The following is a 22247-nucleotide window of genomic DNA, read 5'->3' as shown; positions in this document are numbered from 1 at the left end:
CCCGCCCCTACCGGATACCAGAGACATGAGCGACACCATCCTCGTTATCAATGCCGGCAGTTCCAGCATCAAGTTCTACCTGTACGACATCAATGACAAGCATGAGCTCGCGCCCCGCCTGGGCGGCCAGCTCGAAGGCATCGGCACCACGCACCCGAAATTGCGGGTGCGCGATGCGTCGGGCCAGACGCTGGTAGAACGCGATATCGCGCCCAGCCATGCACCCGACGTGCCCAACGGTCAGGAAGTCGTCGGCACCTGGTTGAGCGGCCACCTGGGCGGCGCGCCGTTGGCGGTTGGACACCGTGTTGTGCATGGCGGCCCAGATATGTCAGAGCCGGTGCTGGTTGATGATGCCATCCTGGCCAAGCTGGACACCTTCACGCCGCTCGCGCCGCTACACCAGCCGAACAACCTCGCCCCCATCCGCGTGATCCGGGAACGCCGGCCGTGGATTCCGCAGGTGGCTTGCTTTGACACGGCGTTTCACCGCAGCCACTCCGACGTGGCCGACCGCTACGCGCTGCCTGAATCGCTCTATCAGGAAGGCGTGCGCCGTTACGGCTTCCACGGGCTGTCGTACGAATACATTGCGCAGCGTCTGCGGCAGGCGTTGCCGGATCTTGCGATGGGAAAAATCATCGCGGCGCATCTGGGATCAGGCGTGTCCGCCTGCGCCATGTATGAAGGCAAAAGCGTCGACAGCACCATGGGATTCACCGCCCTTGAAGGTCTGCCCATGGGCACGCGGCCGGGCCGGCTGGACCCCGGCGTGGTGCTGTGGATGATGGAACGCGGCATGAGCCACGACGAGATCGAGCACACGCTGTATCACGACTGCGGCATGAAGGGGCTGTCTGGCATCAGCAACGATATGCGCGAGCTGCTAGCCAGCGATGCGCCTTCAGCCAAGCTGGCGCTGAAGTACTTTGCGTGGCGCGTGGCCGAAGGCATGATCGGCCTGGGCTGCGCCATGAATGGCATTGACGGCATCGTATTTACCGCCGGCGTGGGTGAAAACTCCGCCGACATCCGCCAGGCGATCAGCGAACATTGGGGCTGGCTGGGCATCAAACTGGACCCCGAGCGCAACGCCCATCACGGCCCCCGCATTTCCAGCGACGACAGCCGCATCGGCGTATATGTGATCCGCACGAACGAAGAACTAATCATCGCCCAGCACACGCTCGCCCTGGTGCGTCAGCGATGAGCGCGCACCTTCCGCTGGCCGGCAAGCGCGGCTTGGTCACCGGTATCGCCAATGCCGATTCCATCGCCTGGGGTTGCGCCAAAGCGTTTCGTGCAATGGGCGCCGAACTGGCCGTGACCTATCTGAACGACAAGGCGCTGCCGCATGTCGAACCGCTGGCGCGGCAGGTCGACGCGTCGCTGCTGATGCCCATGAATCTGTTGAACGAAGGCGAGTTGGAAGCCGTCTTTGGCCGCATCACGGATGAATGGGGTGGGCTGGATTTTGTGCTGCACTCCATTGCGTTTGCGCCGCGCGACGATTTGCATGGCCGTGTGACGGACTGCTCACGTGAGGGCTTTTTGCAAGCGATGGACGTGTCGTGCTGGTCTTTCATCCGGATGGCCAAACTGGCTGAACCGCTGATGGCCAACGGCGGTGCGCTGTTCTGCATGAGCTATTACGGCTCGCAGATGGTGGTGGAACACTACAACATGATGGGACCGGTCAAGGCCGCCCTGGAATCCGCCACGCGTTATCTGGCCGCCGAACTTGGCCCGCAAGGCATACGCGTGCACGCGATATCGCCCGGGCCATTGAAAACACGCGCCGCGTCCGGCATTGCCGAGTTCGACGCGTTGTTGGACCGCGCGCAAGCCAAAGCGCCGGCGCGTAGTCTGGTCTCTATTGATGATGTGGGCGAAGCCACCGCCTGGCTGGCCACGGATGCCGCGCGCCTGATGACAGGGCAAACGCTGTACATCGACGGCGGCTATCACATCATCGATTAAGGTCAGGCCAAATTGGCAGGCGGGTCCTGGCGCCAGCGTTCGATCGCTTCCACCGCCTGTTCAGGACTGCCGAAGATCTTATCCTGACCGACCTTCTTGACCAGCCCGGAGCGCTCCAGCGCCATGCGGAACTGGCCGTGGCCACCCGCAATAAGCAGGGTCATATTCCGGGCGTCCAGTTCGCGCTTGAGTTCATACAAGGCTTCCACCGCATCGGCATCGGCTTGCGTCATGGCTTCGGCATCCAGCACGAACCATTGCGCATCGCCCGCGTGATTCATCACTTCACGCGCGCGGCGGCGGAAGGCGTCGGCGTTGAAGAACCAGACCGACGATTCGAACAGCCAGACCACGGTGCCCGGCACCGGCTGCGCATCAGGGTTCAGGTGCAGCTTGCCCAGCACGGACTCGCCCGGCACCCGGCCCAACAGCGCATCGCGCGGATTGCCCGATACATACATGGCGTAAAGCAACGTGGCGCCCACCGACACCGCCACGCCCTGCAAGACGCCAAAACCCACCACGCCGACCGCCGCAAGAATGCCAAAGGCCAATTCGATGCGCGAAATCCGGGCCAGACGCATGAATGCCTTGGCGTCGAAGAGACTGGACGCGGCCAGCAGCAATATGGCCGACAGCACGGCCTGCGGCAGCCAGTACAAGGGTTCGCTCAACAAACCCACCACGATGGCCAACGCCATCGCCGCGCTGACGCTGACCAGGGGCGACGAACCGCCCGCCACCAGCCCGACCGCAGTGCGCGAGTCCGCTCCCGTGACTACAAACCCCTGAAACAGTCCCGCCGCCACATTGGCCGCGCCAAATCCCACCAATTCGCGGTTAGGGTCCACGTGTTCGCCCGTTTTTGCAGCGAAGCTGCGCGCCGTCACAATGCCGCTGGAAAAACTGACCACCAGCACGCCAGCAGCTCCCAGAAGAACGCTATCCACGCCTTCCAGACGCACGGGCAGGCTCAGAGCCGGCAGGCCGGCAGGCACGTTGCCCACCACTGCGATCCCCAGGCCGGGAAAATCAAAAATCCAGGACAGCAGGCAACCGCCCACGACCAGCAAGATGGGTCCAGGCCACTTCGGCCGCCAACGCTTCACCGCGATCAGAAGCACGCATGACGTCAACCCCAGGCAAAGGGTTGGTATCTGGATTTCAGGCAAGCGGCGGGACAGTTCCAGGAACGGATGGATAAGACCGCTGTTGCGCAAGCCCACCCCAGTCAAACCGCTAAGCTGCGACAGCGCCAGCGTGATGGCCACGCCGGCCATATAGCCGATCAGCACCGGACGGGACAGCAGGTTGGCCAACACGCCCAGCCGCAGTACGCGCGCGATCAGGCAACCCACACCCACCGTCAATGCAATGCCGGTTGCCGCCACCAGCCTGTCTTCAGGGGAGGTCAGCGCCATGCCCGTCAAGGTGGCGGCGATCAGTGTGCAGGTAGCGGTATCGGGCCCCACGATCAGCGTGCGCGACGATCCGAACAGCGCATAACCCAGCATCCCGGCGATAGCGGCCCACAACCCGGCCACGGGCGGTACGCCCATCATGGCGGCGTACGCCAAGCCTACCGGAAGCGCCACCGCCGCCACGCTCAACCCGGCCATGACATCAAGGCGGGCAGAGTCGCGGGTGATGCCCCGGAAATTATTCAGGCCAGGAAGGAAGCGTAGATTCATGGTGCTGCGGCGATTTGAAAGTAAAAATCCCGCACGGCGCGGGGGACCGCCAAGCCTACACCAACGACGCGCCGCCGGCCGGGTGCCAAATCAATACCCGTCTACATTACCTGGAAATGCGTCGGCGTCGTGCATTTTGCACGCGTCTTTGAGCAATTCCAGGATGGGGTTCGCGCGTTCGGCGCCGGAGTCCTTAAGGGCGGACGTTCGCGCTAGACCCATCCTGCGCGCTTACTTCGCGGCGCGGGCTTCCAGCACGGCGACAGCGGGCAAGGTCTTGCCTTCCAGGAATTCCAGGAAAGCGCCGCCGCCCGTCGAGATATAACCGACCTGCTCGCCGATACCGTACTTGGCGATGGCGGCCAATGTGTCACCGCCGCCGGCGATCGAGAAACCATCCGATTCCGCGATGGCGCGTGCAACGACTTCAGTACCATTGGCGAACTGATCGATTTCGAACACGCCCACGGGGCCGTTCCACACAATGGTGCCGGCCTTCTTCAAGATCTCGGCCAATTGCGCCGCGGTCTTGGGGCCAATGTCCAGGATCAGGTCGTCGTCTGCCACGTCTTCAGCCGCCTTGACGGTAGCCTCTGCGTCCGCGCCAAACTTCTTGGCGCACACCACATCCACCGGAATCGGCACGGCGGCGCCTCGCTGCTTCATGATGTCGATCACGGCGCGCGCCTGGTCGACCTGGTCGGGCTCGGCCAGCGACTTGCCAATAGACAGGCCAGCGGCCAGCATGAAGGTGTTTGCAATACCGCCGCCCACCACCAGTTGGTCGACCTTGTCAGCCAGCGATTGCAGGATCGACAGCTTGGTGGACACCTTGGAGCCGCCAACAATGGCAACCAGCGGACGCTTCGGCTCGTGCAGAGCACGGCCCAGCGCTTCCAGCTCGGCTGCCAGCAAGGGGCCGGCGCAGGCCACGGGTGCGAAACGCGCAATACCGTGAGTGGTGGCTTCGGCGCGGTGCGCCGTACCAAAGGCATCGTTGACGTAGACATCGCACAACGCGGCCATCTTCTTGGCCAGCGCTTCGTCGTCCTTCTTCTCGCCCACGTTCACGCGGCAGTTTTCCAGCAGCACGACCTGGCCGTGATCGACTTGCACGCCGTCGACCCAATCGCGAACCAGCTGCACGGGCATGCCCAACAGTTCAGACAGGCGTTGGCCAACCTTGGCCAGCGAGTCGGCTTCGGTCAGCACGCCTTCTTTCGGGCGGCCCAGATGCGACGTCACCATGACGGCAGCACCAGCGTCCAGCGCCAGGCGGATACCCGGCACCGAGGCGCGGATACGGGTGTCCTCGGAAATGCGGCCGGCGTCATCGAACGGCACATTCAGATCGGCGCGGATGAACACACGCTTGCCGGAAAGCGCGCCGGACTTGGCCAGCGCAGACAGGGTATTAACGTTGGGCATATTTTTAATTCCTACGATGGGCGAACAAAGGGGACGAACCCGTTTTCCGCCATGGCAGAAAACAAATCCGTCCCCTCTGGACTGACCGTGTTGCTTACTTGGCCGACATCAGCGCGACGGTGGTGTCGAGCATGCGGTTCGAGAAGCCCCACTCGTTGTCGTACCAGGACGAGACCTTGACCAGACGGCCCGAGACCTTGGTCAGCGACGCGTCAACGGTGCTGGAGGCCGGGTTGTGGTTGTAGTCCACCGAGACGAGCGGTTCGGTGTTGTAGTCCAGAATGCCCTTGAGTTCGCCTTCCGAGGCGGCCTTCAGGATGCTGTTCACTTCTTCGGCGGTCGTGTCGCGGCTGGCCACGAACGACAGGTCAACCAGCGACACATTGATGGTCGGAACGCGGATGGCGTAGCCGTCCAGCTTGCCATTCAGTTCCGGCAGCACCAGACCCACGGCAGCGGCAGCGCCGGTCTTCGTGGGGATCATGCTCATCGTGGCCGAACGCGCGCGGCGCAGGTCTTCGTGGTAGACGTCGGTCAGGACCTGGTCGTTGGTGTAGGCGTGAACGGTCGTCATCAGGCCGTTTTCCAGACCCAGCTTGTCGTTCAGCGGCTTGACCAGCGGGGCCAGGCAGTTCGTGGTGCACGAAGCGTTCGAGATGACGGTGTCAGTAGCCTTCAACACACCGTGGTTCACGCCGAACACAATGGTGGCGTCCACATCCTTGCCGCCCGGGGCCGAGATGATGACTTTCTTGGCGCCGCCCTTGATGTGCGCGCCGGCCTTTTCCTTGGTCGTGAAGAAGCCCGTGCATTCCAGCACGACGTCAACCTTCAGTTCGCCCCAGGGCAGTTCTGCCGGGTTGCGGTTAGCCAGCACGCGGATCTTGTCGCCATTGACGACCATGAAGTCACCGTCGACTTCGACCGTGCCCGGGAACTTGCCGTGGGCGGTGTCGTAGCGCGTCAGGTGCGCGTTCGTCTTGGGATCGCCCAAGTCGTTGATGGCGACGATTTCGATATCGTGCTTCTTGCCACCTTCGTAGTGGGCACGCAGGATGTTGCGGCCAATGCGACCGTAACCGTTGATGGCGACGCGAATAGTCATGACTAAGCTCCTTTTTTACAAAACCTGTTTAACGGTCTCGGCCACCTTGTCGGCGGTCAGCCCGAAGAACTTGAACAGCGCGCCGGCCGGAGCGGACTCGCCGTAGCGGTCGATACCGACCACGGCGCCTTCCAGGCCCACGTACTTGTGCCAGAAGGCGGTAACACCTGCTTCCACCGCCACGCGCGGCAGACCCTTGGGCAATACGGATTGCTTCCAGGCAGCGTCTTGACGGTCGAACACGTCGGTGCTGGGCATGGAGACTACGCGCACGGCGACGCCTTCCTTGGCCAGTTGCGCCTGCGCGTCCAGCGCGATGGCAACTTCGGAGCCGGTGGCGATGATGACAGCGCGGGCGCCTTCAGCGTCGCGCAGCACATAACCGCCGCGGGCGATGGCGTCCACGGTAGCCGCGTCACGCGGAACAAACGGCAGGTTCTGACGCGACAGCAACAGGGCGGTCGGGCCGCCGTCATGCACGTCCATGCCGATGCTGGTCGGGCGCGTTACGGCAGCGTTCCAGGCCACGGCAGTTTCAGCCGTATCGCAAGGACGCCACAGCGACAGGTTGGGGATCAGACGCAGGCTGGCGGCGTGTTCGATGGATTGGTGGGTCGGGCCGTCTTCGCCCAGGCCGATCGAATCGTGGGTGAACACGTGGATGACACGCTGCTTCATCAGCGCGGCCATGCGGATGGCGTTGCGCGAGTAGTCCGAGAACGTCAGGAACGTGCCGCCAAACGGCAGATAGCCGCCGTGCAAGGCCACGCCGTTCATGATGGCGGCCATGCCGAACTCACGCACGCCGTAATTGATGTGGCGGCCGAACTGGATACCCTTTTCACCGGCGCGAACGGCGGCAACGCCCTTCCAGTCGGTGAAGTTGGAACCGGTCAGGTCGGCCGAGCCGCCCAGCATTTCCGGCAGCACCGGGGCCAGGGCGGTGATTGCGAACTGGGAGGCCTTGCGCGTGGCGACGGTTTCGGCCTTTTCCAGCGTGGCGTTCAAGTACGCCTGGAATTGGTCAGCGTAGCCTGCGGGCATGTCGCCCTTCATGCGGCGCGTGAATTCGGCGGCCTCTGCAGGAAATTCAGCGGCGTAGGCGTCAAACGCGGACTGCCATTCGGCCTGAGCTGCGGCGCCCGACTTGCGGCCATCCCAGCCGTCATAAACGTCTTGCGGAATCTGGAACGGTTCCGAAGACCAGCCCAGCGCGGCGCGCGTAGCGGCGATTTCGTCCTTGCCCAGCGGCGCGCCGTGCACGTTGTGCGTGCCGGCCATATTGGGCGAACCCTTGCCGATGACAGTGCGGCAGATGACCAGCGTGGGCTTTTCCGATTGCGAACGCGCTGCCTTGATGGCGGCGTCCACGGCAGCGACGTCATGGCCATCGACGCCACGGATCACGTTCCAGCCGTAGCCTTCGAAACGCTTGGCGGTGTCATCGGCGAACCAGTGTTCGACATGGCCGTCGATGGAGATGCCGTTGTCGTCATACAGCACGACCAGCTTGCCGAGCTTCAACGTGCCGGCCAGCGAACACACTTCGTGCGAAATGCCTTCCATCAGGCAGCCGTCGCCGGTGAAGGCGTAAGTGTGGTGGTCGACGAGCGTGTGGCCCGGCTTGTTGAATTCGGCAGCCAGCAGCGCTTCAGCCAGCGCCATGCCAACGGCGTTGCCCAGACCCTGGCCCAGCGGGCCGGTGGTCGTTTCCACGCCCGGGGTGATACCCACTTCGGGGTGACCCGGCGTCTTGGAATGCAGTTGGCGGAAATTCTTGAGTTCTTCGATCGGCAGATCGTAGCCCGTCAGGTGCAGCAGGGCGTAGATCAGCATCGAGCCGTGGCCGTTCGACAGCACGAAGCGGTCGCGGTTGGCCCAGGCGGGGTCTTTCGGGTTATGGCGCAGGTTGCCCGTCCACAAGGCTTGGGCGATTTCCGCCATGCCCATGGGAGCACCCGGATGCCCGGAGTTCGCTTGTTGCACGGCATCCATCGCGAGGGCGCGGATGGCATCCGCCAAGGCAAGTTTAGGGGCGGTCGGATTGCTCATTCGGAAGGCTCTTTTAAGCTGACACGCCTACAGGGAATATAGGGGCCAGTTGAGTGGGTTGCGAAGCAGAAGATTTTAGCATCTGGGGATTTCCCCGAGGCCATCGGCCGAAAGGCCTATGTAAACGTGCGTTTCCCTGAGGGAAATATCAGCGTATATCCCACAATTGCGGGAAAGGGGTCTGACATTCAGGATAGCTGACAGTTGCCACTCCCAGATTCTCATACCATGACCCCTATGCTGAACGTCACTATCCCAATCGAAGGTTTCATGGCGCTGCGCGAGGCTGTGGGCGAAGAACGCGCGCTTGGCATGGTGCGTGCCCTTGAACGCGCCCAAATCAAAGGAGAGGCCGAGCTAGTCGCCAAGCTGCGGCAAGAATGGCGCAACGATCTGAATGCGGCCGTTGCCCCACTTGCCCGGCGTGAAGAACTGGCCGAAATCCGCAAACAAATCGCCCAATTACCCAACCGCGAAGAGCTCAAACGTTTCGCCACGCATGAAGATCTATCCGACCTTCGCGCCCATGTCCTGCGGCTGGACAAAAAGATGACGGTCGGCTTCCTGACCCTGCTTGGTCTTAACCTGGCGTCCAGCGCGCCCACGTTCATTCATTGGGGAATCAAAGTGGTAGGCTACGCGCTCAAGTAAATACGCCTGCCGCCCTTCCCTCTTTTACACTCGCCCGACTCATGGCCGTTCCCCGTTTCTTCTGCGACGCCCCGCTAGCCGCCGGCGCCCGTATCGCCCTGCCGGAAGCCCTGGCACACCACGCCTTGCGCGTGCTTCGCCTGACAGCCGGTGAAACCATCGTGCTGTTCAATGGCCAAGGCGGCGAATACCCCGCCACTCTGGAAGCCGAAGGCAAGGCAGGTTATGCGCAACTCGGTGACTTCGACCCCCGAGAGGCCGAACTGGCCGGCCGGATCACCCTGGTGCAAGGGCTGCCGTCTGGCGACAAGATGGATTGGGTGGTGGAAAAAGCGGTGGAATTGGGCGCGGCGCGTGTCAGTCCGATTGCGGCCCAACGCAGCGTGCTGCAATTGTCCGGCCCCCGGCTGGAAAAACGCGTGGCGCATTGGCAGCGTATCGCGCAATCCGCCGCCGAGCAGTGCGGCCGCAACCGCCTGATGGCGGTGGACGCCCCGCAGACGCTGGCGGATTGGCTGGCGCAGCCCGCCGACGGCCTGCGCCTGTTGTGTCACCCTGATGCCTCTGAGGATCTCGCGGGCGCGTTGCAAAGCGCCGCGAACCCGCAGGCGCTGACGCTGCTGGTGGGTCCCGAAGGCGGTTGGTCAGACAAGGAATTGGCGCAGGCCCAGCAGGCGGGCGTAAAAGCCGTGCGCTTTGGCCCCCGGGTGCTGCGCACCGAAACGGCGGGGCTTGCGCTGCTGTCTGCAATCAGCGCGCTGATGGGTTGGTAGCAGCCAGCCAGCGCTGGCTTGTTACCTGCTGGCGGGCTGCCTCTGATCGGGCGCCTGTCAACAATCAGCCGTTTTCACCATAAGGCGCCGCGGCAACACCGGGTTCGGGGTCGGGGTGCTTGCCTGCATGTTCAATGACATACGCAAAAACGCGACCATTCTCGTGTGCGAATTCTGCCGCGTCCGAACAAACGCTTTCAATGCGAGCCGCGTCCTCTTCCAGTGCAGGGTCGCCGCTATGCAGCTTGTACAGCCACAGCACCACGCCGGTCTTGTGATCCAGGACGGTGTCGCACAGGCAATCGTAGAGGGCATCCAGATTGCCGCCGAAATACTCGGGAAAATCCACCGCCTTGACGATGGCTCGCAACACTGCGGAGCGGCTGCGGGCGGGGTCGCAATTGGCCACAAACAATGACAGGCCAAGCTCGTGTGCGGCATCCACCACGGCCTTCTTGTCCAGCCCGTCATGAGGCAGCGCTCCGCCGCGCAGCAGCTGGCGCTGCAAAGTAGATTGGGCATTGCGCGTCATGCCTGTGCCTCCTTGAAAAAGGCGATCACTTCGTCGTTACGCTGCATCGTATCGGCATAACCCAGTTCTATCAATCGCTTGGTGTAGCTGGATTCGAACAAGAGGTAGGACATCAACGCCCCGCCTCCCGGACGGCCTGGATCGGACGATACACCGAGTACGCGAAAAAGGGCACGGGCTTGTGCAGGCATGTCCTTCAAGTGCTCCAGCGCCATGGTGTCCAAAGACTGGCTGGGCGTGATGGTCAGCACCTGAATACGGCGCACATTGACCTGCGTGCCGTCTTGGGATGCGTGGTCCATCAGATAATTGATGCGTTCCAACCGCTCGACGTCCACCGACAAGCCATCCAGGAAAATGCTGGACAACGCGTGTCCGCCCACCTGCGCAAGCGAGGGATAAGGCGGCGAATCCTCGCGATGCTCGGGATGGGTATCGTCGCGAAAGCCCGTGCCGATCACCAGGACGCGGTGCGCGCCCAGGTGGATGGCCGGACTGATCGGAGCCAGTTGACGCATCGAGCCGTCGCCGCACCACTCGCCCTTGCCATGCACCTCGACGTGACGCGCCGGAAACACGAAGGGAATCGACGACGACGCCATCAAATGGTCGATCGTGATGGGCGTTGGGATCGCCAGGCGCAGATAACGGTGCCAGGGTTCGATCGGCGTATGCGCCTGGTAAAAGGTCAGATGTTCGCCGCTGGTATAGCCCGACGCGGTAATCGCCAGCGCCGACAGCGAGCCGCCCTCCAGATTGGCGCGCAGATTATGAAAATTCAGCACGCGCCCCAGCAAGGCTTCCATGGGGCTGTTGTCCAGCAAGGACTGAGGGCGCTTGCGCGTCAAACCCGAGTACATCCAGCCCAGGGCCAGCAGGCCCAGCCAGCGCACGCCTGTGCGGATCAGCCCGGGGGCATCCGCCCGGTAAATCATGTCGGTATTCAGTGACGACCACAGCCGGCGTATACGCCGCACCCCCAGGTGGGGCCGGTCGGCGCGGCAAGCCAGCGCGGCGGCATTGATCGCCCCGGCCGAGGTGCCGCAAATGATGTCAAACGGATTCTGGAAGCGGGAATGCCAGTCGGGGTCCAGCAGCTCCATGATGGCGCTGAGCACCCCTACCTGATAGGCGGCGCGCGCGCCGCCTCCGGTCAGGACCAGACCGGTCGGCGTGCGTCGGCACACCGGACCGGAGGGGCCTACTTCAACGTGGCGTGTTGACATCGACCACAGTCATCGCAGTCATATTGACGATGCGGCGCACGGTGGAGCTGGAGGTCAGGATGTGGACCGGCGCATTGCAGCCGAGCAGGAACGGACCCACGGCCACGTTGCCGCCCGCAGCTGTCTTGAGCAGGTTGTAGGCAATGTTGCCGGAATCCACGTTCGGGCACACCAGCAGATTAGCCTCGCCCTTGAGCGTGGAAGACGGCAGGATGCGCATGCGCAGCGCTTCGTCCAGCGCGCAGTCGCCGTGCATTTCACCGTCAATTTCCAGATCGGGCGCGCGTTCGCGCACGATCTCCAGGGCACGCCGCATTTTCAAACCCGATGCCGAACTGCCGGAACCGAAATTCGAACGCGACAGCAAAGCCACCTTCGGCGCCAGGTACATGCGGCGCATTTCGTTGGCAGCGGCAATCGTGAATTCCGCGATCTGTTCGGCGGACGGCTCATCGTTCACGTGGGTATCCACCAGCACGACCGTGCGCTCGTTGAGCAGCAGGATGTTCATGGCGGCATACACATTGTGGCCGGGGCGGCGGCCGATCACTTCATCCACAAACCGCAGGTGATCGTGATAGGCGCCCACCGATCCGCAGACCATGCCGTCGGCATCGCCCAGGTGCACCATCATCGCGCCAATCAAGGTCATCCGGCGGCGCATTTCCACGCGCGCCATTTCCTTGGTGATACCGCGGCGGCACATGCGTTCCCAATACGTCGTCCAGTACTGATGGAAACGCTCGTCGTATTCCGGGTTGGTGACTTCCACGTCTTCGCCCAGGCGCAGGCGCAGGCCCAGCTTTTCGATGCGGGTCAGCAGCACAGACGGGCGGCCCACCAGGATGGGACGCGCCAAGCCTTCGTCCACCACAACCTGCACTGCGCGCAGCACGCGCTCGTCTTCGCCTTCCGCGAACACGATGCGGGCCGGGCCGCCCTCGCGCACGATGCGCTTGGCCGCCGAGAACAGCGGCTTCATGAACGCGCCCGAGTGGTACACGAACTGCTGCAACTGTTCTTCGTAGGCTTCCAGATCCGCCAGCGGGCGTGTAGCTACGCCGCCTTCCATTGCAGCTTTAGCCACAGCCGGCGCAATGCGCACGATCAGACGCGGATCAAACGGCTTGGGAATCAGATATTCGGGACCAAACGAGATATCGAAGGTGCCATACGCGGCGGCCACGACTTCGTTCTGCTCTTCCTGCGCCAATTGGGCAATGGCATACACCGCCGCCTTTTCCATTTCACGCGTGATGGTGGTGGCGCCCACATCCAGCGCGCCTCGGAAGATGTAGGGAAAGCACAGCACATTGTTGACCTGGTTCGGGTAGTCCGAACGGCCCGTGGCCATGACCACATCATCGCGCACCGACTGCGCCAGCTCCGGCAGGATTTCCGGCGTGGGGTTGGCCAGCGCCAGGATCAGCGGACGCGGCCCCATAACCGCCACCATTTCCGGCTTCAGCACGCCGCCGGCCGACAAGCCCAGGAACACGTCGGCGTCATGGATCACTTCGGCCAGCTTGCGGGCGTCCGTCTTTTGCGCAAAGCGGGCTTTATCCGGGTCCATCAGCACGGTGCGGCCTTCGTAGACCACGCCTTCGATGTCGGTCACCCAGATGTTTTCCAGCGGCAGGCCCAGATCCACCATCAGGTCCAGGCACGCCAGCGCGGCGGCGCCTGCGCCCGAGGTCACGACCTTGACCGTCTTGATGTCCTTGCCCACGACTTTCAGGCCGTTGATGAACGCGGCGGACACGCAGATCGCGGTGCCGTGCTGGTCATCGTGAAAAACGGGAATCTTCATGCGTTCACGGAGCTTGCGCTCGACGGTGAAGCATTCCGGAGCCTTGATGTCTTCCAGATTGATGCCGCCAAAGGTGGCTTCCAGGCCAGCAATGATCTCGACCAGCTTGTCGGGGTCGGTTTCGTCGATCTCGATGTCAAACACATCCAGACCGGCGAATTTTTTGAACAACACCGCCTTGCCTTCCATCACCGGCTTGGAGGCGAGCGCGCCGATATTGCCCAGACCCAGCACGGCGGTGCCGTTGGTGATCACACCCACCAGGTTGCCGCGCGCGGTGTACCGGAACACGTTGGCCGGATCTGCAACGATTTCCTCACAGGCCGCCGCTACGCCGGGCGAATACGCCAGCGCAAGATCACGCTGGTTGGTGAGCTGCTTGGTCGGCGTGACCGAGATTTTTCCGGGGCGGCCGTGCTCGTGATATTCAAGAGCGGCTTTGCGAAGGTTGGCATCCATAGGGGCGGCTACTGGCTAGAGTGTGAAACATGAAGAGGGAGGAATTCTAGACCCATGACGGCCGGCGCGATACTTCCGCGACACATCCCTCTTAAGGACAAGCCGCGAAATCTTACAGCAAGCTGAATAACATTCAGTTTTCGTTGGACAGAAATAGGGGAAAACGACCATGAGGGTCAAAAGCCTCCTTGACTCGTCCGTCCAGCCGAAAGGTCGCCAGCCCGGGGGTACTGGGTGCGGGACCCGCTGCCCGCCAAGCGGGCGCGTCGGTCAGCATCACGCTTTGCACCCAAGCCAGGGTGCCGCCATGCCCTAACAACAAGTGGGCCAGATTGACGGTTGCAGGGGCTTCAGGTTTCAGCGCGTCCAGCCGGTAGCGGCCCAGCCAGTGATAGCCGTCATTCGTGGCAAAGGCATCACCACCTGACGCCAGCTGGAACAAGGCGGGCACCAGACTCTGCACCGTGGCCGAGCGCAGCGGCTGGACGTCCGCCTCGCCAAACGGCCCCAAGGTTTCCTCTATGCCGTCCGCCAGCATCACATCCACCGCCAGCACGCCCGATGCGGCGCAGCGTCCGGCTGGCCAAGGCGCGGGCGCCGCCAGCCACTCGGCCAGCGTCATGGCGCCAGGCAACCCGGAAAATTGCTGTAGCCCAGCTTGCGCCAACGCGGCCAGCGGCACGCCGGGCTGCGCACGCCAGCGCGGCGTATCGCCGCCCAGACGCGCCAGTCCGGCCATCAGGGAGGGATCTACCCGCAGGCACGGGCCGGCGATCGGGGCGTACGGCCCCTGCGCGCCTTCAAGTTGCAGCACGACGCGATATTCCGCGCACAAGCTGCGGGCATGCGCAACATCCGCATCACGAATCGGGGTCAGGATGGCCCGAGGACCATCTGCGCCCTCTTCGCCCAGGTCGCGCAACTGCCCCTGGCACAGCAGGGTCAGACGTTGAACAAAAGCCGCCCAAGGAGTCTGGGCTGGCCGCCGGCCAAGCAGGAAAGCGCGCCGGGATGGCTGCATGACTACAATTCCTTTTTTCGCTACAAGACGCTTTCGAGAATCCAATGCCACGCCTTGCCACGCGCACTCAAGATTTTCTGACTTTCCAGGTTGTAGAGCTATTCAAGCAGGCGCAAGCGTTGCAAGCGGCAGGCAAGGACATTATCAGCCTGGGAATCGGCGAACCGGACTTTACCGCGCCCCCCCAGGTCGTGGAAGCGCTGGATCGCGCGGCACGCGCCGGACTCAGCGGCTATAGCCCGCCTGCCGGCCTGATGCCACTGCGCGAAGCCATTGCCCAGTTCTATCACGATCAATTCGGCGCCAAGATCAATCCGTCTCGCGTCATTGTGACGGCCGGCGCATCGGGCGCCCTGACGCTGGCCTGCGCGGCGCTGGTCAATACGGGTGGCGAAGTGCTGATGCCGGACCCATCCTACCCCGCCAACAGCAACTTCGTGCTTGCGGCGGGCGGCGTGCCTCGCCTGATCCCCAGTTCGGCGGAAAAACGCTTCCAGCTGTCTGCCCTGGACGTCGCCCAGCACTGGACGCCCGCCACGCAAGGCGTGCTGGTCGCCTCGCCCAGCAATCCCACGGGCACCTCGATCGCGCACAGCGAGCTGGCCGAGTTACTGGCGCAGGTTCGCGCGCGCGACGGCTTTGCCATCGTCGATGAGATCTATCTGGGTCTGTCGTATGAAGGCCAGCCGCGTTCAGCGCTGACGCTTGATGATGACATCATCGTCATCAACAGCTTTTCGAAATACTTCCACATGACTGGCTGGCGCCTGGGCTGGATGATCGTCCCCGAGGACATGGTGGCCCCGGTCGAAAAGATTGCCGCCAGCCTGGCGATCTGCGCGCCAACGCTGGCACAACACGCCGCTCTGGCCTGCTTTTCGGAACAGGCCATGAAGACATTTGAGCATCGCCGCGAAGCCTTCAAACAGCGCCGCGACTATCTGCTGCCGGAATTCGAACGCCTGGGACTGCATGTGCCGGTCAAGCCCGACGGCGCGTTCTATATCTATGCCGACATCAGCAATTTGGGCATGGATAGCGCCACATTCTCGCAGCGCCTGCTGCTGGAAGCCGGCGTTGCGGCGGTGCCTGGCCTGGATTTTGGCCCCACCCATGGCAATCACACCATGCGCTTTTCCTACGCCACGGGGCTGGACCGGCTGGAAGAGGCCGTCGCCCGCATCGGCCGCCTGTTGCAAGGCTGACCGCAAAAAACAAAGCGCGCACTTGTCAGTGCGCGCTTTGAGGTTTCAGCAAGCCAGAATCAATCGCGGGCCAGGGCTATTCCCGACGCCAGCGCCAAGCGCCGGCGTTCAGCCTGAACCTTGGCGCCGTAGCCATTGTCGTCAGGCCCCGTAGAACCCACGTAACAGGCCAGACCGGTATCCACGGAACCGCGGCGGTTGATGCAGTCGCGCAGAATGGTGGCGCCAACGCTGATATTGGCGGTCGGGTCCAGCGCGTTCTTGCCGACGGCGTCGAACTTGTCCTGGTGGACGCTGGTCATGACCTGCATCAAGCCCTGCGCGCCAACATGGCTTTCAGCCAGAGGGTTGTAGCGGGACTCAATGGCGATCACCGCCAGCAACAGCAAAGGGTCCAGCTGCTTTTCGCGGCCCACCTTATACACGGTGTTCAACAGCGGGCCGGTAGCGTCATACGCCACCTTGTACTTGCGCGAGATATAGTTGCGCAATGCTTCCGCCTGCGGGCCAGTGGCCACCATGGCGGGTTTCTTGGGAACCGGAGGGGCAACACGGGCTGGCCCCAGCATGCCGGTGGCATTGCTGGCGGGTGCGGTTGGAACGGCCATGGCAATTGCCGACGCGGCGTCGGTTCCCAATTCGGCTCCGGCATCTGCTTCGGTGCCGGTTTGCATGGATGAAGGCGCTAGGGCGGTCAACAAGGCTTTGTGCACTTGCAATGCCTGGTCGCGCAAACCAGGCAGGGCAAATCCCATGCTTACCGTCACAATGACTGCAATGCCCAAATAAACGGAGCATATGCGCAGGGACTCGGCAAGATATTGGTGCACTCCTTGGGCCATGTTCCTGAAAAGGCTGGCCACTGACGCATCGGGCATAAAGACCTCCTGCGTAAAAAAGAGGGAGTCAATGTTAACCTCTCTTTCAACCCAACATGTAACCAAATCGCTGGGATCTGTAGTGAAATACCGCGACCTTAGAGACTTCCTCGCCCAACTTGAAAAGATGGGCGACCTGAAACGCATCACGGCGCCCGTGTCCACACACCTGGAAATGACTGAGATTTCCGACCGTGTGCTGCGCGCCGAGGGCCCTGCATTGCTGTTTGAAAATACCCAGCATGAGGGCAAGCCGGCGCAGATGCCGGTGCTTACCAATCTGTTTGGCACCCCGTCGCGCGTAGCGCGCGGAATGGGCGCTGACCACGTCAGCGCGCTGCGCGACATCGGCGAATTGCTGGCGTCCTTGCGGGAACCCGAAGCGCCCAAGGGTCTGCGCGACGCGCTGGCCAAAGTGTCCATGCTGAAGTCCGCCTTGTGGGACATGAGCCCCAAGAACGTCAAAAGCCCCGCTTGCCAGGAAATCGTCTGGGAAGGCAAGGACGTCGACCTGACTCGCCTGCCTATCCAGACCTGCTGGCCCGGTGATGTGGCCCCGCTTCTGACCTGGGGCCTGGTCATTACCCGCGGCCCGAATGCCAAGCGCCAGAACCTGGGTATTTACCGGCAACAACTGCTGGGGCCGAACAAGCTGATCATGCGCTGGCTATCGCACCGCGGCGGCGCACTGGACTTCCGCGATCACGCGCTGGCCAACCCCGGCACGCCCTTCCCGATCGCCGTGGCGCTGGGCGCCGACCCCGCTACGACCCTGGGCGCCGTTACCCCGGTGCCCGACAGCTTGTCTGAATACCAGTTTGCTGGCTTGTTGCGCGGCTCGCGCACCGAAGTCGCGCAGGCCCTGGGCAGCAATCTGTCTGTTCCCGCTTGGGCCGAAATCGTGCTGGAAGGCCATCTGCTGCCCTCTTCCGACCCGCGCGCCGTCAAGCCCGTAGTGCCTGAAGGCGTCAATCCGCCGCCCAACAGTGATTATGAAATGGCGCTGGAAGGCCCTTACGGCGACCACACCGGGTACTACAACGAGCAGGACTGGTTCCCCGTGTTTACGGTCGAGCGGATCACGATGCGGCGCAATCCCATCTATCACTCCACCTACACCGGCAAACCGCCCGACGAACCCGCCGTGCTGGGCGTGGCGCTGAACGAGGTATTTGTGCCGTTGCTGCGCCGCCAGTTGCCGGAAATCGTGGACTTCTATCTGCCGCCCGAGGGGTGCAGCTACCGCCTGGCCGTGGTGTCGATCCGCAAGCAGTATGCGGGCCACGCCAAGCGGGTCATGTTCGGGCTGTGGAGCATCCTGCGCCAGTTCATGTACACCAAGTTCATCGTGGTGGTAGACGAAGACATCAACCCCCGCGACTGGAAGGAAGTGGTCTGGGCGATGACCACCCGCATGGACCCGGTGCGCGACACCTTGCTGGTAGAAAACACCCCCATCGACTACCTGGACTTTGCATCGCCGGTGTCGGGGCTGGGCGGCAAGATGGGCCTGGACGCCACGAACAAGTGGCCCGGCGAGACCAACCGCGAATGGGGCACGCCCATCGCCATGGACGCCGCCATCAAGAAACGCGTGGACGACATGTGGGGTCAGTTAGGGCTGTAGCCTGAAGTGCCGTCATCCCAGCGCTAAAAAAACCCGCCAATTCAAAACTGGCGGGTTTTTTGTTGAACGAGAAATCAGCTGACGCCGTCAGTCAGCGTCCCGATTCCCGTCCTGGCGGGAACTCTGCCAAAGCTTGAACAGTTGCCAGCCGACCAGGGCGCCACCGGCAACCTTGAACAGCTTGGACCGTTTGCCGCCGCGCATGAACATGGCGGATAAGGACGAGCTGACGAGCGGATAGCGGCGCGCCAGCGTAATGGCCTGCAATGCCCAGCGCGATGCTCCGCCAGACGCCAAGCCAGGCAGCATGCTGCGGATCAGCGCAACGGGCTCCAGCTTACGGCCTGTCGTGACAATGCTCTGCGCCAACGATTCGCGTTCGATAGCGGCGCGGGCGCGCAGCAGTTCGATGCGCACCGCCCGATCAACGATAGGAGATCTTTTCGTCATGATTCAGCTCTCCCCGCGGCGGCGTGAAGGCGCCTCGTCTTCGTCCTGAGCGTCACGGATGCGTTCCAGCAATTCCGCATCCCGGCCCAGTTCTTCCAGCGTGGCCGAAAATGGCGTCGCGCCATGAACCAGCCCATGGCGCACCGCAAGCAGCAAACCGATGCCGATAATGCCGTAGAAGGCCGCCAACAGGCCCAAGGCCAGGTAACGATCTTCGGTGGGCCAGAACAGAACAGCAACCGTAACGGTGAACACCAGCACCGCCAGCGTCAGGAATAGCAACGCCGCGAACGCCATGCCCAGCAATTTGAGCAAGCGCGATTTTTCGTCGGCAGCTTCCAGCGCCAGAAGCTCCAGGCGCGTGCGCAACAGCCCGACCAGGCTGGACGCAACTCCGAATACAGATTTTCGTAGACCCATGGCGTAAAGGACACCGGGCGGGCGGCGCGGCAAAACGCCTGCTCCGCCCGCCCGGAGGTCCAAGCCTATTAGCGGCGGCTGATCAGCAAACCGAGCAGCAGGCCGGTCACGCCTGCAATGCCGATGGATTGCCAAGGATTGTCATGCACGTAGTCATCCGTTGCGCGGGCAGCCTTGCGGCCACGTTCGAGTACGGCGTCTTGTGCTTCATAGAGTGCTTCGCGGGTGCGCTTTAGCGAAACCATCGCGCGGTCGCGCAATTCATTTGCCTTGTCGCCGGTCGTGCCGGCCGCTTCGCGCAGCAGGCTTTCCGCGTCATTCAGACTGGTCTTGACACTGTCGATAAGTTTTTCTTTTGCGACTTCTTCGGATTTTCTCGTTGCCATTTTTTGAGCTCCTGTTGTGTGTCTATGACAAAACCATCATACCAGCCGCCATGCCCGCAGCATGGCGCGCTTGCTACCGTGTGCTACTTGATTTTCGTAATCTCAACGGCGGATTTAACGCCGCCTTGATCAATGTCTTGCTTCATCACCAGATTCACCGCCGGGCAATACCAATCCGTGACGGTCGTGTTCATACCCGGAATGGGAATGGTCAGACCTTGGAAGGTAGCCATCGTGGGATCAGAGTTGCGCGTATAGGTAATGGGCTGGCAAGACTGGTTGCCCAAAGCCGTGTTGATAGCCGTCTTTTGGCCCACGTTTTTTTCACCAATGCGCACCGTCGTGCTGGGCTGGCCGCCCACCGGCGCTTCTTTGCCGATTTTCAAGCGGAAGGACGAACCCGGCAGCTTCTGGCCAGCGTTGAGCTTGCCGTCGTAGGCAAAGAGGCCCAGCATGCGTAAATCAAACTGGCCTTCGGAAGGTTGCGGCGCCTCGCCAGCATTGGCGTAGCGCAGGAAAGTGGCTTGCCCGCCCTTGACCGTCATCAGGTAATCCAGCTTGGATTTTCCTGGCGGCAAACCGGCGTAGCTGAACGTGGCCACGCCTTGCACTCGCGCGCGGCAGTTGTCGCCATTGCTTTTTGTAACCTCGGCGAAAGTCAGATCGGCGCCCAAGGACAAATTACCTGAGCCGGTCAGCGTGACCGCGCCGCCATCGTGCATGAATTGCGCATCGCACACGCCCGCTTGCGCCGTGGCAGCCGCGCCCAGCGCGCCCGCCGCGATAATCAGGGATGCCAGTTTTTGCATCGTCACAAGCCACTCCAAAAATCAGAAATACCGCCCGAACTCCGGCGACGGCTGGCTTGATACTACACCGCGCCGCCACGCCGCGTATGTCGGAACGTGTCAATGCCGGCGCTCCGATCTGCGCATGGCTTCCAGGCGAAAGTGCGCACAACGTCGCCGATCGCCCTGATTGCCGCCATCGTCCGCGCGGCTTCACATAAATAATTTTTAGAAATAACGATTCAAGAAATCAAAAGTTGTGGGGATGTAGCCCGATCCCTATGATCGGGTGATATTTTGCCGGGGGTTCCCGAGGCGGCCATGCGATGAAGCTTTTCCCGATTTTTGCTGATTTGAAGCAACGCGTAGTACTGGTGGTTGGCGGCGGCGCGGTCGCCGAACGCAAAACGCTTGCCCTGCTGGAAGCCTCCGCAACCGTCGTTCTGGGCGCGCCGGACGTGACGCCCGCGCTCGCTGCCCTGGCCGCCGAAGGCCGCATCCGGCACGTGCCCGGCCGCTTTGACCCGGCTTGGCTGGACGACGTCTGGCTGGTGATCGCCGCCACGGATGATCGTGCCACCAATGCAGCCGTATCCCAGGCGGCCGACGCTCGCCGGATCTTCAGCAATGTGGTCGACGACCCCGAACTGTCGTCATTCCAGGTTCCTTCCATTGTGGACAGGTCGCCAATCATCGTGGCCATTTCGTCGTCGGGGGTGGCCCCTGTGCTGGCGCGGCGCATCCGCGAACGCATCGAATCGCTGTTCGATCACACGTTGGGCCAACTGGCCGGACTGGCTGCGGTTTACCGTAAGCGCATCCGGGCCAGCCACCCCGATCTGGGCGCGCGCCGCCGCTTCTATGACTGGCTGCTGGATGGCCCCGTTGCCGGTTTCCTGCGCCAGCAACAGCCCGCGCAAGCTGAGGCCGCCCTGGCCGATGCCGTGGCCGCGCCGCTTGCGCCCGCTGAGGGCAGCGTCGTGCTGGTGGGCGCAGGCCCCGGCGACCCCGGCCTATTGACACTGAAAGCCCTGCGCGCATTGAACGAAGCAGACGTCATTCTGTATGACCGGCTGGTCAGCGACGAAGTCATGTCCTTGGCGCGACGCGACGCCGACCGGGTGCCGGTTGGCAAACTGCCCGGTGAAAATCATCATGCCACCCAGGCCCGCATCCACGCCCTGCTGGTCGAGCACGCGCAAGCCGGCCGCCGCGTGGTCCGGTTAAAAGGCGGCGATGCCTTTATCTTTGGCCGCGGCGGAGAAGAGCTGGAATATATGCGCGCCCATGGAGTGCGCTACGAGGTCGTGCCCGGCATTACCGCGGCGCTGGCCTGTGCGGCCTATGCGGGTATCCCGCTGACCCATCGTGAACATGCGCAGTCCGTGCGCCTGATCACGGCGCATTGCCGTGAAGATGAAGACAACCTGGACTGGCCCGCCCTGGCCCGCGAAAAGCAGACGCTGGCGTTCTATATGGGAGTCGGCCAGCTGGACTTATTGACGCAGCGTTTGCTGAATCATGGCCGGTCGGCGCAAACGCCGTTCGCGCTGATTGAAAACGGCAGCCGGCCCGAACAGCGCGTTCTGTCCGGCACGCTGGAACAATTGCCCCAGTTGGCCAGCGAGCACGCGATCCGGTCCCCGGCCCTGCTGATCGTGGGCGAGGTCGCCGGACTGGCGCCGAAACTGCAATGGTTTGGCCAGCATATTGATGGCCGGATAGAGCGGATTGCGGCTTGACGGGTTATGTGCAGCGGGCGTTG

20 protein-coding genes are annotated in these 22247 nt (G+C 62.6%); 7 read left to right on the top strand and 13 right to left on the bottom strand.

Translation table 11 applies throughout. The features are described 5' to 3' along the window. Positions 1-25 precede the first annotated feature (25 nt). Positions 26-1210, top strand: a complete 1185-nt coding sequence (locus RAS12_RS28800) for an acetate/propionate family kinase (protein ID WP_306943805.1) — start codon at positions 26-28, stop codon at positions 1208-1210. After that, entirely contained in the window at positions 1207-1980 is a 774-nt protein-coding gene (gene fabI / locus RAS12_RS28795) for an enoyl-ACP reductase FabI (RefSeq protein ID WP_306943804.1), read from the top strand. Before RAS12_RS28800 ends, fabI begins: the two co-directional genes overlap by 4 nt. A gap of 2 nt (positions 1981-1982) precedes the next feature. Here the strand turns inward: fabI and RAS12_RS28790 are convergent, their stop codons facing one another. The 4 genes from RAS12_RS28790 to tkt form a co-directional block, all read right to left on the bottom strand. Continuing rightward, a complete protein-coding gene (locus RAS12_RS28790; protein ID WP_306943801.1) occupies positions 1983-3671 on the bottom strand; it encodes a SulP family inorganic anion transporter in 1689 nt (562 codons plus the stop codon). A 231-nt stretch (positions 3672-3902) separates the two neighbouring features. Then, entirely contained in the window at positions 3903-5099 is a 1197-nt protein-coding gene (locus tag RAS12_RS28785; protein WP_306943800.1) for a phosphoglycerate kinase, read from the bottom strand. A 94-nt stretch (positions 5100-5193) separates the two neighbouring features. Further along, complete coding sequence (gene gap / locus RAS12_RS28780; RefSeq protein ID WP_006222740.1) at positions 5194-6204, bottom strand: type I glyceraldehyde-3-phosphate dehydrogenase; 1011 nt, start codon at positions 6202-6204, stop codon at positions 5194-5196. A 15-nt stretch (positions 6205-6219) separates the two neighbouring features. Continuing rightward, the gene (gene tkt, locus RAS12_RS28775) at positions 6220-8256 is read right to left on the bottom strand and encodes a transketolase (RefSeq protein WP_306943798.1); all 2037 of its coding nucleotides are present in this window, start codon (positions 8254-8256) and stop codon (positions 6220-6222) included. A 270-nt stretch (positions 8257-8526) separates the two neighbouring features. Here tkt and RAS12_RS28770 point away from each other — a divergent pair, with 270 nt between their 5' ends. Then, positions 8527-8907 carry a hypothetical protein gene (locus tag RAS12_RS28770; protein WP_306943797.1) on the top strand — a complete coding sequence of 127 codons (381 nt, stop codon included), beginning with the start codon at positions 8527-8529 and terminating at the stop codon, positions 8905-8907. A 41-nt stretch (positions 8908-8948) separates the two neighbouring features. After that, positions 8949-9680, top strand: a complete 732-nt coding sequence (locus RAS12_RS28765) for a 16S rRNA (uracil(1498)-N(3))-methyltransferase (protein ID WP_306943795.1) — start codon at positions 8949-8951, stop codon at positions 9678-9680. Between the two features lie 64 nt (positions 9681-9744). Here the strand turns inward: RAS12_RS28765 and RAS12_RS28760 are convergent, their stop codons facing one another. From RAS12_RS28760 to RAS12_RS28745, 4 genes are all read right to left on the bottom strand, one after another. Further along, positions 9745-10212 carry a barstar family protein gene (locus RAS12_RS28760; RefSeq protein WP_306943794.1) on the bottom strand — a complete coding sequence of 156 codons (468 nt, stop codon included), beginning with the start codon at positions 10210-10212 and terminating at the stop codon, positions 9745-9747. Then, the gene (locus RAS12_RS28755; RefSeq protein WP_306943792.1) at positions 10209-11438 is read right to left on the bottom strand and encodes a patatin-like phospholipase family protein; all 1230 of its coding nucleotides are present in this window, start codon (positions 11436-11438) and stop codon (positions 10209-10211) included. The genes RAS12_RS28760 and RAS12_RS28755 overlap by 4 nt, the downstream gene beginning before the upstream one ends. Then, positions 11419-13707 (bottom strand): NADP-dependent malic enzyme, encoded by a 2289-nt coding sequence (locus RAS12_RS28750; protein ID WP_306943790.1) that lies wholly within the window; start codon positions 13705-13707, stop codon positions 11419-11421. Before RAS12_RS28750 ends, RAS12_RS28755 begins: the two co-directional genes overlap by 20 nt. A 133-nt stretch (positions 13708-13840) precedes the next feature. Then, positions 13841-14728 carry an FAD-binding protein gene (locus RAS12_RS28745; RefSeq protein WP_306943789.1) on the bottom strand — a complete coding sequence of 296 codons (888 nt, stop codon included), beginning with the start codon at positions 14726-14728 and terminating at the stop codon, positions 13841-13843. A 44-nt stretch (positions 14729-14772) separates the two neighbouring features. On the opposite strand from RAS12_RS28745, the gene RAS12_RS28740 reads away from it, so the two are divergent. Beyond that, positions 14773-15933 carry a pyridoxal phosphate-dependent aminotransferase gene (locus RAS12_RS28740; protein WP_306943787.1) on the top strand — a complete coding sequence of 387 codons (1161 nt, stop codon included), beginning with the start codon at positions 14773-14775 and terminating at the stop codon, positions 15931-15933. Positions 15934-15992: 59 nt separating this feature from the next. Here RAS12_RS28740 and RAS12_RS28735 read toward each other — a convergent pair whose 3' ends face one another. After that, positions 15993-16811, bottom strand: coding sequence for a lytic transglycosylase domain-containing protein (locus RAS12_RS28735; RefSeq protein ID WP_306943786.1), 819 nt, complete (start codon positions 16809-16811; stop codon positions 15993-15995). Between the two features lie 82 nt (positions 16812-16893). Between RAS12_RS28735 and ubiD the strand changes: the two genes are divergently transcribed. Further along, complete coding sequence (gene ubiD / locus RAS12_RS28730; protein ID WP_306943784.1) at positions 16894-18438, top strand: 4-hydroxy-3-polyprenylbenzoate decarboxylase; 1545 nt, start codon at positions 16894-16896, stop codon at positions 18436-18438. 87 nt (positions 18439-18525) lie between these two features. On the opposite strand, the gene RAS12_RS28725 is transcribed toward ubiD, so the two are convergent. From RAS12_RS28725 to RAS12_RS28710, 4 genes are all read right to left on the bottom strand, one after another. Continuing rightward, positions 18526-18888 (bottom strand): hypothetical protein, encoded by a 363-nt coding sequence (locus RAS12_RS28725; protein ID WP_306943782.1) that lies wholly within the window; start codon positions 18886-18888, stop codon positions 18526-18528. A 3-nt stretch (positions 18889-18891) separates the two neighbouring features. Further along, positions 18892-19308, bottom strand: a complete 417-nt coding sequence (locus RAS12_RS28720; RefSeq protein WP_306943781.1) for a phage holin family protein — start codon at positions 19306-19308, stop codon at positions 18892-18894. A gap of 68 nt (positions 19309-19376) precedes the next feature. Further along, on the bottom strand, positions 19377-19694 hold the full coding sequence (locus RAS12_RS28715) for an ElaB/YgaM/YqjD family protein (RefSeq protein WP_306943779.1): 318 nt from the start codon (positions 19692-19694) through the stop codon (positions 19377-19379). A gap of 83 nt (positions 19695-19777) precedes the next feature. Then, on the bottom strand, positions 19778-20503 hold the full coding sequence (locus tag RAS12_RS28710; RefSeq protein ID WP_306951672.1) for a hypothetical protein: 726 nt from the start codon (positions 20501-20503) through the stop codon (positions 19778-19780). Positions 20504-20808: 305 nt separating this feature from the next. Here RAS12_RS28710 and cysG point away from each other — a divergent pair, with 305 nt between their 5' ends. Continuing rightward, positions 20809-22224: a siroheme synthase CysG gene (gene cysG, locus RAS12_RS28705; RefSeq protein ID WP_306943778.1), complete on the top strand. Its 1416-nt coding sequence runs from the start codon at positions 20809-20811 to the stop codon at positions 22222-22224. Positions 22225-22247: the final 23 nt, after the last annotated feature.

Origin of the sequence: Achromobacter seleniivolatilans (genome assembly GCF_030864005.1) — a bacterium.
Classification (GTDB): domain Bacteria; phylum Pseudomonadota; class Gammaproteobacteria; order Burkholderiales; family Burkholderiaceae_B; genus Achromobacter; species Achromobacter seleniivolatilans.
Note: the sequence above shows the minus strand (reverse complement) of the source record. Positions and strands in the feature narration are given on the sequence as shown.